The organism is Desulfovibrio sp. DV, assembly GCF_001936595.1.
GTDB lineage: Bacteria > Desulfobacterota > Desulfovibrionia > Desulfovibrionales > Desulfovibrionaceae > Solidesulfovibrio.
In genome coordinates this window covers 18,961-30,047 of the sequence record NZ_MLBG01000053.1, presented here as the reverse complement: position 1 = coordinate 30,047, position 11,087 = coordinate 18,961, and the positions used below count along the sequence as shown (strand labels likewise).

General features: G+C 67.0%; 10 protein-coding genes. 2 read left to right on the top strand and 8 right to left on the bottom strand.

Translation table 11 applies throughout. The features are described from left to right. Window positions 1-122 precede the first annotated feature (122 nt). The 3 genes from DVDV_RS12685 to DVDV_RS12675 all read right to left on the bottom strand — a co-directional run bounded on the left by DVDV_RS12685 (window position 123) and on the right by DVDV_RS12675 (window position 2,341). Window positions 123-485 (bottom strand): hypothetical protein, encoded by a 363-nt coding sequence (locus DVDV_RS12685; protein WP_075355019.1) that lies wholly within the window; start codon window positions 483-485, stop codon window positions 123-125. A 153-nt stretch (window positions 486-638) separates the two neighbouring features. Further along, on the bottom strand, window positions 639-1,685 hold the full coding sequence (locus DVDV_RS12680; RefSeq protein WP_075355018.1) for an iron-containing alcohol dehydrogenase family protein: 1,047 nt from the start codon (window positions 1,683-1,685) through the stop codon (window positions 639-641). Continuing rightward, window positions 1,682-2,341 (bottom strand): HAD-IB family phosphatase, encoded by a 660-nt coding sequence (locus DVDV_RS12675; RefSeq protein WP_075355017.1) that lies wholly within the window; start codon window positions 2,339-2,341, stop codon window positions 1,682-1,684. The genes DVDV_RS12680 and DVDV_RS12675 overlap by 4 nt, the downstream gene beginning before the upstream one ends. 184 nt (window positions 2,342-2,525) lie before the next feature. Between DVDV_RS12675 and DVDV_RS12670 the strand changes: the two genes are divergently transcribed. Further along, a complete protein-coding gene (locus DVDV_RS12670; RefSeq protein WP_083634772.1) occupies window positions 2,526-4,400 on the top strand; it encodes a SulP family inorganic anion transporter in 1,875 nt (624 codons plus the stop codon). A 185-nt stretch (window positions 4,401-4,585) separates the two neighbouring features. Here DVDV_RS12670 and DVDV_RS12665 read toward each other — a convergent pair whose 3' ends face one another. The 5 genes from DVDV_RS12665 to DVDV_RS12645 form a co-directional block, all read right to left on the bottom strand. Then, a complete protein-coding gene (locus DVDV_RS12665; RefSeq protein ID WP_075355016.1) occupies window positions 4,586-5,029 on the bottom strand; it encodes a Fur family transcriptional regulator in 444 nt (147 codons plus the stop codon). A 121-nt stretch (window positions 5,030-5,150) separates the two neighbouring features. Continuing rightward, window positions 5,151-7,271 (bottom strand): chemotaxis protein CheA, encoded by a 2,121-nt coding sequence (locus DVDV_RS12660; protein ID WP_075355015.1) that lies wholly within the window; start codon window positions 7,269-7,271, stop codon window positions 5,151-5,153. Next, window positions 7,261-8,448, bottom strand: coding sequence for an Hpt domain-containing protein (locus DVDV_RS12655; protein ID WP_075355014.1), 1,188 nt, complete (start codon window positions 8,446-8,448; stop codon window positions 7,261-7,263). The genes DVDV_RS12660 and DVDV_RS12655 overlap by 11 nt, the downstream gene beginning before the upstream one ends. 16 nt (window positions 8,449-8,464) lie before the next feature. Further along, window positions 8,465-9,244, bottom strand: a complete 780-nt coding sequence (locus DVDV_RS12650) for an ATP-binding protein (RefSeq protein ID WP_075355013.1) — start codon at window positions 9,242-9,244, stop codon at window positions 8,465-8,467. Window positions 9,245-9,249: 5 nt separating this feature from the next. Further along, the gene (locus DVDV_RS12645) at window positions 9,250-10,398 is read right to left on the bottom strand and encodes a PP2C family protein-serine/threonine phosphatase (protein WP_075355012.1); all 1,149 of its coding nucleotides are present in this window, start codon (window positions 10,396-10,398) and stop codon (window positions 9,250-9,252) included. A 193-nt stretch (window positions 10,399-10,591) separates the two neighbouring features. Here DVDV_RS12645 and DVDV_RS12640 point away from each other — a divergent pair, with 193 nt between their 5' ends. Beyond that, window positions 10,592-11,056, top strand: coding sequence for a hypothetical protein (locus DVDV_RS12640; protein WP_175577103.1), 465 nt, complete (start codon window positions 10,592-10,594; stop codon window positions 11,054-11,056). Window positions 11,057-11,087 lie beyond the last annotated feature (31 nt).

Genomic DNA, 11,087 nt, shown 5'->3' with positions numbered 1-11,087 from the left:
AGTGTTACCCATGTACCCAGTCAACTTGTTACCTATGTACCCGGTTTGTACCGGGGATCATCCCCCCGGCCGCCGGAGGCATCTTTTTTTTCCTTTTTTCCTTTTTCTTTTCTCTCAACAATTCAAGCCCGTACCGAGAGCATGGACGGCGTGGCTGTGCGGAGTGTGGCCGCGGCGGTGTAGCCGGCCAGGGCCTGGCGGCGGGTTAGGGCGTTTGGCGGCGGCGACTCTTCCAGGGCCGGCATCTCAGCCAGTTTGGCCACGGTAGCGGCGGCGTCCAGGGTGTCGGCGAACGAGGTCTGGGCTGTTGCCCCGGTGAGGTCGAATTCGTAGTCCGTGGCAGTGTAGCGCACGGAAAAAGGGCCGACGTTGAACCCGGCCTCGCGGTTGACGATCTTGCCGCCGACGCGGGGCACGGCAGACGCCAGACGAGACGCCTCGCGCTGGTAGGCTCCGATGGGGGAGGTGGCGGCAATGGCGGCCATGGACGGGCTCCGGGCGCAAAAGCGCCTCGCGGCGGGGACACGAGCGTGCCTGCCCTCTCGGTCCCGTATCAATCAGGGACCGGCTCCGTCCGTGGAGGAATGGAATGAAACTATAAGACGCTTTTCCCGTCGTGGCAAGGGTGACGGGGGTGCTTACTGCGTGAAGCAGCCGGCCAGCCTGGGATCGTTGTCGATGATGGCCCGCACCTCGCCCAGGCAGTCGCGAAGCGAGAGCACCGTGAAATAGTCGTCCTTGATGGACGGGGCGTACTGCACCGCGGCCAGCCACTCCTCACGGGAGAACGGATCGGCCCGCACGGCTGCAAAAAAGCCCGTTGCCTCGAAAAGCCCGGCCAGATTCGCGGTTTGTACGCCGCCTTGGAGGCGGCTTACGATGTAGCTGGCCACACCGACCTGCAGGCCGTGGAGCCGGGGCCGGGCCGAGGACGCGTCCAGGGCGTGGGAAATGAGATGCTCCGATCCGCTGGCCGGCCGCGACGAGCCGCAGATTTCCATGGCGATGCCGTTGAGCATGAGCGCTGTGCCAAGGAGTTCCATGCCCTTGGCATCGAAGCTCGGGTTGTCCATGAACTGGTGCACGGTGGCGTCGGAGAGGAGCGCCGCCAGATCGTCGACGGGTTCCTGCCGGTGGTGGAAGGCCAGCTTCCAGTCAAAGACGGCCGTCAGCTTGGAGGCCAGGTCGCCCACGCCCGACAGCCACAGAAGGCGCGGGGCCGAAAGGCACACGTCGGTGTCGATGACCACGCCCAGGGGCAGGGCGGCGGCCAGGGAACGGCGCGCGCCGGCCATGGTCAGGCTCGATTGCGGGCTGCAAAAGCCGTCGTTGGACAGGGAGGTCGGCACGGCGAAGTAGGGCAGCCGGGCCAGGAAAGCCAGGTATTTGGCCATGTCCAGGGCCTTGCCGCCGCCGACGCCGACTACGGCCTGCAGCTTGCCCGGCAGGGTGGTGAAGGCGGCGGCCGCGTCCTCGAAGCGGTTGTCCGCCACTTCGCGCAGGGCTTCGGCTTCGATGCCCTCGGCTTCGAAGCCGGCCAAAAGCGTGGCCGTCACGGCCGGCGGCAGGCCCTGGCTGGTGAGGACCAGGGTGCGCCGTTGGCCCCCCCGCCGCAGATAGAGGCCAAGCCGCCCCAGCGCTCCGGGCTTGATGCGCACCAGCGCGGGCACGGAAATCAGTTTCATGACGGGTTTCCCTCGGCCACCAGCGTGTCGGCCACGGCCGACCAGGAGGCGAAGGGGCGAAAGCCCTCGCCGCGTTCCGTCAGCACCCCGGCCAGATCGCCCCGGGCAAAGCGCCGGTTGACCGGGACGAGCAGCGAGGCCGGCAGGTCGGCAAGGCCGTCGCCGGCAAAGGCCACCTGCCCGGCCCGGGCCTTGGCGTCGCGGACCACGGCCGCCTTGTCCACGCCGGTCTGCGGGCAGGAAAAGGGCGAGGGGGCAGGCGCGTCCATGACCAGCGGCCCGCCCGGCAGGTATTGGCCGGGATTGGCGTAGACGGGCAGGTCCACCCCGGCTTCGTCCAGGAGCCGGCGGATGTACCAGTCGCAGCCGGCCGAGGCCACCACGATCTCCCAGCCGACGGCGCGAAGGCGGGCCACGGCGTCAGCCAGCCCGGGATCGAGGCCCATGTCGGCGACCACGGCCAGGACCTCGCCAAGCGGGGCGCGGATGCGGGAAAAAATGGCCCGAAGAGCGGCGAAATGGGTCATCCGCCCGGCCAGGTATTCCTTCCAGGGCCCCAGGTCGTCGGGTGCGAGCAGCCGTCTGACGGCCAGGGAATAGAAGTCTTCGGCGGTCATGGTGCCGTCGAAATCGCTGACCAGCACGGCGTCCGGCATGGCGTTCCTCCAGTTGGGCGGTTCAGGGTGCGAGCGGGCGCGGGAATTTCCCGACTGTATTCGGCATAGGCGGAAATCGCCTCCAGGGCCAGCGGCGATTGTGTGTCGGCCGCCGGGTCCGCGCCTTGACCCCGCCCGCTTCCCGGGTATTGTTGCGAGCATACGCCCTGCCCCGGAGACTGCCATGGAACATTGCGAACTGCCCCGTCGTCCGACGTCCCGGGAGAGGATCGGAAAGGTCCTGCCCCGGTTCCTGCCGTTTCTTGGCTGGTGGCCGAGAGTCAACCGCCGCACCGTGACCGCCGACCTGTGGGCCGGGCTGACCGGCGCGGTCATCGTCCTGCCCCAGGGCGTGGCCTTTGCCGCCATTGCCGGGCTGCCGCCCCAGTACGGCCTCTATGCGGCCATGGCTCCGGTCATCGTGGCCGCCCTGTTCGGCTCCTCCTGGCATCTCATCTCCGGCCCGACCACGGCCATATCACTGGTCGTCTACGCCAACGTCAGCCAGCTCGCCCCGCCGGGGTCGGCGGACTATATCCGCCTCGTCCTGGCCCTGACCGCCCTGTGCGGGCTGGTGCAGTTCGGCCTGGGGCTGGCGCGTCTGGGCGGGGTGGTCAATTTCGTGTCCCACTCGGTGGTGACGGGCTTTACGGCCGGCGCGGCCATTCTCATCGCCACCAGCCAGCTCGGACATTTCTTCGGGGTCACCCTGCCGCGCGGCGGCTCGTTTCTGGAAACCTGGGCCGCCTTTTTGGGGCAACTCCCGGCCATAAACGGGACTGTCGCCCTTATTGCCGGGGCCACGTTGGCCCTGGCGCTGCTCTTTCGCCGGTTGTGGCCGCGCTCCCCGGCCCTGCTCCTGGCGCTCATTGGCGGCAGTCTGGTCTGCCAGCTGGTGGACGGGGCCGGGCATGGGGCCAGGCTGGTCGGGGCCTTGCCGGCCAGCCTGCCGCCGTTGTCCCTGCCGGAATTTGATCTCGACACCTTCCGGGTGCTTTTTCCGGGCGCCCTGGCCGTGGCCATGCTCGGGCTGGCCGAGGCCGTGTCCATTGCCCGGGCCGTGGCCGTGCGCTCGGAGCAGGCCATTGACAACAGCCAGGAATTCATCGGCCAGGGGCTGGCCAATCTGGTCGGCGGCTTTTTGTCGGGCTATGCCTCGTCCGGGTCGTTCACCCGCACCGGGGTCAATTTCGACGCCGGGGCCAAGACACCTTTGGCCGCGGTCTTTTCGGCCCTGTTCCTGGCCGCGGTGGTGCTGCTCATTGCCCCGGCCACGGCCTATCTGCCCATCCCGGCCATGGCCGGGGTCATCGTGCTGGTGGCGGCCGGGCTGGTCAACGGCAAGGCCATCCGCCATATCCTGCGCACCGACCGCTCGGAAGCCGGGGTGCTGGGGGCGACCTTTCTGGCCACGCTTTTCGTGGCCCTGGAATTTGCCATCTATGCCGGGGTGATGCTGTCGCTTCTGCTCTATTTGCGCCGCACCAGCCATCCGCATTTCATCACCCTGGCCCCCAATCCGGACACGGCCCGGCGCTCCCTGGCCAATGTGCGGCGAAAGCCCCTGGCCGAGTGCCCGCAGCTCAAAATCCTGCGCCTGGACGGCTCGATTTTTTTCGGGGCGGTCAACCACATTGCCGAGGAACTGCACCGCATCGTGGCGGCCAGCCCCGAGCAGTGCCACATCCTGATTCTCGGGTCGGGCATCAATTTCATCGATGCCGGCGGCTGCCACATGCTTTTTCACGAGGCCGGGGCCATGAAGCTGTCGGGGCGGGAGATTTTTTTCTGTTCGCTCAAAAGGGAGGTGCTGGAGTTGCTGGAGCGGGGCGGCTGTCTGGCCCGGATCGGGGCGCAAAACGTCTTTCCCGACAAGGAATCGGCCATCGCCGGCATCGTGGCCCGGCTTGATCCGGAACGCTGCGCCTGCTGTCCGACCCGGGTTTTTGCCGAGTGCGCCACGCGGCCCGGCGGCTGGGCGGCCGGGTCCGGAGAAAAACGCGCTGGCGGCAGGGAGGCTTCGGCCGATGGCCTGGCAACGCCCGGAAAGCCGGAATGAGGCCGGCCGTCGGGGCAGTGGCCGCCAGGCAGGCTGGCGGCCGGCAGGGGGGAGACTCCGGGCAGCGCCCATCCGGGGATGGACGGAAGTCCGGTGGCAGGCAGAGGCAGCGCGCCAACAGCCGGGCCCGGAGCGTCGGTTGGCAGGGGGCGGGCCCGGAGGACGGCCGCCGGGACCGGGCGGGCCTAGGCCGGGGAGCGCTTTTTGCGGCACTCCGGGCACAGGCCGTAGAGATAGAGCTTATGTCCGGTCAGGGCGAAGCCGTGGCGGCGGGCCACGTCTTCCTGGAGTTGCTCGATGGCCGGGTCCACCACCTCGACGTTGACGCCGCAGGCTTCGCAGATGAGGTGGTCGTGGTGGCTCTGGCCGTAGAGGATCTCGTAGCGCATGGCCCCGTCGCCGAATTCCACAGCCTTGGCCAGCCCGGAATCGGCCAGGAGCTTGAGGGTGCGATAGACCGTGGCCTGTCCGATGGACGGGAACTCGGCTTTGACCTTCTGGTAGAGTTCTTCAGAGGTGACATGGCCTTCTTCGGCCAGAAAGACGTCAAGGATCTGCCGCCGCTGGGGCGTCATCTTGAGCTTTTGGCGCGCCACGAAGTCGGCAAACAGCGTGTAGGGGTCTTTCATGCGGCAAGGGTCCTCATCCCACGAATTTGTGCGAGTGTAGCGGCCACGGGGCAACGGGTCAATGTGTGGAGGGAAATGTCCCAGGCCCCCGCCAACCCCGGCGTTCCGTCCCGATCCGGCCTTAGGCCGCCACCCGCTTGACCGAGGCCACCAGGGTCGGCACGTCGAGAATAAGCGACATGGTGCCGTCGCCGTTGATGGTGGCTCCGGAGATGCCCGACACCGAGCCGATGTAGTTGCCAAGGCTCTTGATGACGGTCTGCTGCTGGCCAAGCACCTGGTCCACGGCAATGCCGGCCCGTTCGCCCTCGAAGCGGGTGACCACGATCTGTTCGATGGCCGGCGGCTGGCCGTCGAGTTCAAAGGCCTCGCGCAGCCGGATAAACGGCACGATCTCGCCGCGCAGCTGGATGGTGCGGCCCCGGCCCGAGGCCTCGGCCCGGTCGCGCGGCAGCTCCACGCATTCCTCCACCAGCGACAGCGGGATGATGTACTGGTCCTCGCCGGCCTTGATCTGGAGCCCGTCGATGATGGCCAGGGTCAGCGGCAGCTTGATGGTGATGCGCGTGCCCTTGCCCGGTTCGCTTTGCACGTCGATCTTGCCGCGAAGGGCGTCCATGGAGCGTTTGACCACATCCATGCCCACACCCCGGCCCGAGATGTTGGTGACCTTTTCCGCCGTGGAAAAGCCGGGCAGGAAGATCAGGTTGAAACATTCGCTCTCGGTCAAGCGGGTCTCGGGCGGGAGCAGGCCCTTTTCCACGGCCTTGGCCCGGATGCGCTCGGCCGACATCCCCTTGCCGTCGTCGATGATGTTGATCACCACCTCGCCGCCGGCGTGTTCGGCCGAGATGGTGATGGTGCCGGCCTCGGCTTTGCCGGCGGCCAGCCGCTCGGCCGGAGATTCGATGCCGTGGTCGATGCTGTTGCGAAGCAGATGGACCAGCGGATCGTTGAGCTGCTCGATGACGGTCTTGTCCAGCTCCGTTTCCCCGCCCTCGGTGACCAGCTCGATGGATTTCTGCATTTCCGAGGACAGATCGCGCACCAGCCGGCGAAACCGGCTGAAGGTGGTGCCGATGGGCAGCATCCGGATGCCAAGCGTGTTGTCGCGCAGCTCGTTGGAGAGCCGTTCGATTTCCTCGGCCACACTGGTCAGGGCCGGTTGGGCCAGACTGGAGGCCAGCTGGGTGAGCCGGGCCTGGGCGATGACCAGTTCGCCGACGAGGTTGACCAGATCGTCGAGCTTGCCGGCATCCACCCGCAGGCTCTGCATGGCTTCCTTTTTGGCGGCCGCCGGTCTGGCCTCGCCGGCCGGAGGGGCGGTTTTGGCGGCCGGGGCAGCGGCTTTGGCCGGGGGCGGGGCGACGGCGGGCGGCACGGGCCTGGCCGGGGCGGCCGATTGCGCCGGGGCCGGGACGTTTTTCCGGACCTCGGCGGCTTTGGCCGGCGCGGCGGCCGGGCTGTCGCCGGCGGCCGGGGTGATGGCCACATCATTCTGGTTTTCCAGGAATAAAAAGACGTCGCGCAGGGCGTTGGCGTCCGGGACCGTCGCGGCCTCGGCCGTCAGGCAGACCTGAAAGCGCAGCCGGCAGTCGGTCGGGTCGAGTTCGGCCAGATCAGGCACCGCGCCCAGGTCGCAGGTCACTGTGGTCTGGCCCAGGCCGCGCAGTTCGTCCAGAAGGGCCAGGGGGTCGCTGCGGGAGAGGTGGCCGGGATCGGACGGCGAAAAGGTGATGTTCCAGCAGGCCCGGGGCAGGGGGGCGGCCTGCGGGGCCGCCCGGTGGTCGGCGGGGGAGGCGCTGCCCTGGTCCGGGGTGGCCTGGGCGGCCGGCCCGGAGGTGGTCGTCTCTTCCGGCGTATCCGGCGTGCGCAGCAGTTCCTTGAGCCGGGCCAGGAGTTGCTCGTCCTCGAGCGCTGCCGGATCGGCCCCCTCGGCCAGCATGGCGGCGAAGCGGTCCTTGGCGGCAAAGGCCGCGTCAAGGAGTTCCTTGCTCACCCGGCGCCAGCCGCCCCGGACATGGTCAAACAGGGATTCCAGGTTGTGGGCCAGGGACACCACCTGGCTTATGCCGAACATGTCGCAGGCCCCTTTGAGGGTGTGCACGGCCCGGAATACCCGGTTGACCAGATCTTTGTCGCCGGGGTTTTTTTCCAGTTCGAGCAGCGCCCCGTCGAGTTCGGCCAGATTCTCGGAAACTTCTTCCTGGAACAGTGCGTGGGTCTCGGCGTCAAATGCCATCCGTCCCTCCGGGAACGCCTGGGCAGGCGGCAAACAGGTGGCCGGGCAATCCGGCTGCGGCCAGGGCCTCGGGAGTGATCCCGGCCCGCTCGGCGGTATTGGCCAGGATGGGGGAACAGGCGACATGGGTCAGGGCCAGTCCCCGGCCGGCATAGGTCCGGGCGGCAGCGACCAGCACCTGGAGCATGGCCAGATCGCAGGCCTGAAGCGTGCCCCAGTCGATGGTGGTGGGCAGCCCGTGGGACAGGGCGGCCAGCAGGGCCTCGCGGGCCGCACCTGCGTCCGGGGCCTGTCCGGAATCAAGGCGCAGGGCGGCCTGGTCCAGGTCCAGGGCCAGCTGCCAGGGGCCGAACGTCTGGGACGCGGCGACCGAAGCCTGGGGGGCGGCGGCCGCAGGCTCTTCGGCCGGCTCCCCGACCAGGGGGACCGGGTGGATGCGGCTGACGTCCAGGGCAAAGAGGTAGCCGATGATGTCGGGTTCGACGATGGAGGCGTAGAGCACGTAAAAGGGAATGCGGTTGACCGGCGGGGCGTCGAGGTCGCCAACGGCTGCCAGTTCCATGCGGCAGTCGACGATAAGGCCGCTTGATTCCATGGTGTTGATGACGTCGAGCGGCGTCTTGCCCCGGGCCTGGACATCGTGGATGAGGTCGTATTCGACGAGATAGAGATTCTTGCCGCCGCTTGCCCCCTGGCGCAGGGTCAGGGCGTCGAGTTCGAAAATGACCTCTCCGCCGGGCAGGGCGACGGGTATGACGGACACGGCCTGGGCGCGTTGCTCGGTGGACAGGTGTTCGGTGGTGATGCCGGACAGGCTGGCCAACAGTTCGCTGATGTCTTCGGCGTCGCTGGCCGGTCCGGCCTCGACCAGGGCGAGCAGGCGGTCGAAGCCGGCCAGGAGCTGGTTTATGACCCGGGTTTCCGGGATGATCTCGCGGCTTCGGATCATGTGCAGGAGGCTTTCCAGGCGATGGGCCAGGTCGCGGGTGTTGTTGAGGTTTAAAAAACCGGCTCCGCCCTTGATGGAGTGGGCGGCCCGAAAGACGGTGTTGACGAGTTCCTCGTCGATGTCGGCCCCGTGCCGGTCCATATCCATGAGGGCCGTTTCGATATTGGCGAGGTGGTCCCGGGTGTCCTCGATGAACATGGCAAGGATTTCGTCATCCATCTGGTCCATGGCGTCTCCGGGCGTGTTACGCCGGTTGGATGGAAAAGTGTTTGTCCAGGCGCATGGTGCGGAAAAGCGCGGCCAGATCCGGGCTGACATGGGCCAGAATGAGCCGTTCGCCTTTCTTGGACAGGGTGTTGTGGACGGCGATCAAAAGGCCGATGCCCACGGAGTCGATGAGTTCCACCCGGGTCAGGTCGACGACCAGGGGGCCGGTGAGTTGCTGCATGACCTCCTTGATGCGCGTGCGCAGTTCATCGGCCACAGAGGCCACGATGTCGCCGGCCGGGGTCAGGACGGTTGTGCCGTCATTGATGCTGATGTCGTGCATGGGCAGGCTCCGAGCGGTGTTGTCCCGGGTGTCTTCCGGGGGGGTGGCGGGACCCCGCAGGCCGGAGACGGCCTTGGTCAGGGTCACCTGGTTGCCGGCGGCGTTGAAGCGCACGTCGTCGGCGTAGAGGGTGAGGATGGTGAGTCCCCGGCCGCTGGTGGCTTCGGGCGGGGGAGGCTTGGCCAGGCCCGAACGCCAGTCAAAGCCCGGCCCCTGGTCGGCCACGGTGATGGTGAGGCGGCCGTCGGCCGCGGTCACGCCAAGGGTCACCTGGCGCAGGGGATCGGAGCGGTTGCCGTGGATGACGGCATTGAGCAGGGCCTCGCGCAGGAGCAGTTTGACGTCGAAAAGGCTCCCCGTGACGTTTCTGCCGACAATGAACCGGACCGTCTCGTCCACGGCCCGGTCCAGCAACGACAGGTTGGCTGAGAAGCGAAAGGTGCGCCCGCCCGGAAAAGACTGGATTTCGAACATGGCCGTCAGACCTCGATGCCCATGAGGACGACGTCGTCCTGGGGGCGGCCGGCTCCTTCGAGCGTGGCGTTGGCAATGGCGTCCACAGCGGCGTCAAGGGGCAGATGGGCGGTGCTTTGGCAGGCCGCGACCAGGGCGGCAAGGCCCTGGCGGCGGCCCCGGGCGCCTGCCCCGAAGCGTTCGATCAGCCCGTCGGTATACAGAAACAGGCGGTCGCCCGGCGACACGGTGCGTTCGATCTGGCCGCACTGGACGGCTTCGAACACCCCGAGCACGTCGCCGTCGGCAGCCAGCAGTTCGGCGCCCCCCGGGCTGGTCACGAGGATGGGGGCAGGGTGGCCGGCGTTGACCAGGGTCAGGCGGGAGCGGGTGCGGTTTACAAAAACCAGGGCGGCGGTGAGATGCTTGCCGTCGCGCAAAAGGGTGGTGAGGACGCTGTTCATGTTTTTAAGCGTCTCCACCGGCGAATAGAGCGGGTTGGCGTTTTGGCGCACCAGGGCCTTGAGCGAGGAGGTGACAAAGGATGCGCCCAGATCGTGGCCCGAGATGTCGGCCACGAAATAGACCATGACCGCGTCGCTCCAGGGGAAAACATCGTAGAAATCCCCTCCGGCCTCCAGGGCCGGCAGGTAGCGCACAGCGAAATTGGCTTCCGGGATGTCCTCGGGGGACACGAGGATGGACTGCTGGGCGTCGCGGATCTGGGCCAGCTTGGCCGCCTGCTCGGCCAGAAGCGCCCGCAGGCCCTGGCGCAGGCGGATGTGGATCTTGACCCGGGCCAGCACTTCCTCGCGGGCAAAGGGCTTGGCGACATAGTCCACCGCCCCGAGCTTGAGGCCCCGGACCTTGTTCTCCACGTCGTCGAGGCCCGAGATGAAAATAATGGGGATGTCGGTGGTGGCCGGGTCGGCGGTCAGCCTGGAGCAGGTTTCGAAACCGGATTCGCCGGGCATCATGATGTCGAGGATGATCAGTTCCGGCTGTTCCTGGGCCGCCAGTTTGCGGCCCATGGGGCCGGACAGGGCGCGAAGCGGCGTAAACCCGGCCTCCTTGAGCATCCAGGCCAGGGTTTCGACGTTGATCGTCTCGTCGTCGATGATAAGGACCCGGGGCGGCTGGGTAGCGGCCCGGGTCCCTGGATGCGGGTGGTTCATGTCTGTCCGGTCGGGGACGCCCGCTGCGGGCGGCGCGCTGGTTTATGCGAAACGCATTGCCTCACAACCTGTCAGCCAGTATGACGTTTTCCGGGACGCTTGACAACGCGGCCGGCGTCCTTTTTGTTGGCGGTCCTTCGGCGTCATCAAGACCCGGAGCGGCCGGCCCGGACGGCCCGATACGAGGCGGACAATGCAAGACGGTTTGGACAAGATTCGGAAATTTCTGATCAGACGGCACCAGGGGCTTGGCATCGTCGCCCTGTGGGTCATAAGCCTCATGCCCGGGGTCATCGTGTCCCTGCGCAAGGGCGACCCCTGGCACGCCACGGCCGTGGTCATGGCCATCCAGCTGTTGGCCTCGTTTGGCTCCATCACGCTGTTTGGCGTGGTGGCCCAGCTCATCTGCTACAAGTACATCGAGTCCGTGGAAGTGCACGACCGGATGATGGACGGCCTTTTTTTCGGGTTCCACGCCGGCATGATCATCTGGGTGGGCTATGGATTTTTCCATATCCTGTTTGGCCGAAAAATAATCGGCAATGTCAACGATCTGGTGGCCATCTTCGGGGTGACCTGCATTGGCAGCTGCATTCTCGGCATTGCCATCGGCTTTCTGGTCGGCAAGCTGCGCGACGGCAATTCGAGTATCGTCTAGCCCTTGTTTCGAGTCCTGGTGGACTCTGCGC

What these genes read in the sequence shown, in the direction of transcription:
- DVDV_RS12685 (WP_075355019.1), bottom strand. Translation starts at nt 485, where the DNA reads ATGGCCGCCATTGCCGCCACCTCCCCCATCGGAGCCTACCAGCGCGAG.
- DVDV_RS12680 (WP_075355018.1), bottom strand. Translation starts at nt 1,685, where the DNA reads ATGAAACTGATTTCCGTGCCCGCGCTGGTGCGCATCAAGCCCGGAGCG.
- DVDV_RS12675 (WP_075355017.1), bottom strand. Translation starts at nt 2,341, where the DNA reads ATGCCGGACGCCGTGCTGGTCAGCGATTTCGACGGCACCATGACCGCC.
- DVDV_RS12670 (WP_083634772.1), top strand. Translation starts at nt 2,526, where the DNA reads ATGGAACATTGCGAACTGCCCCGTCGTCCGACGTCCCGGGAGAGGATC.
- DVDV_RS12665 (WP_075355016.1), bottom strand. Translation starts at nt 5,029, where the DNA reads ATGAAAGACCCCTACACGCTGTTTGCCGACTTCGTGGCGCGCCAAAAG.
- DVDV_RS12660 (WP_075355015.1), bottom strand. Translation starts at nt 7,271, where the DNA reads ATGGCATTTGACGCCGAGACCCACGCACTGTTCCAGGAAGAAGTTTCC.
- DVDV_RS12655 (WP_075355014.1), bottom strand. Translation starts at nt 8,448, where the DNA reads ATGGACCAGATGGATGACGAAATCCTTGCCATGTTCATCGAGGACACC.
- DVDV_RS12650 (WP_075355013.1), bottom strand. Translation starts at nt 9,244, where the DNA reads ATGTTCGAAATCCAGTCTTTTCCGGGCGGGCGCACCTTTCGCTTCTCA.
- DVDV_RS12645 (WP_075355012.1), bottom strand. Translation starts at nt 10,398, where the DNA reads ATGAACCACCCGCATCCAGGGACCCGGGCCGCTACCCAGCCGCCCCGG.
- DVDV_RS12640 (WP_175577103.1), top strand. Translation starts at nt 10,592, where the DNA reads ATGCAAGACGGTTTGGACAAGATTCGGAAATTTCTGATCAGACGGCAC.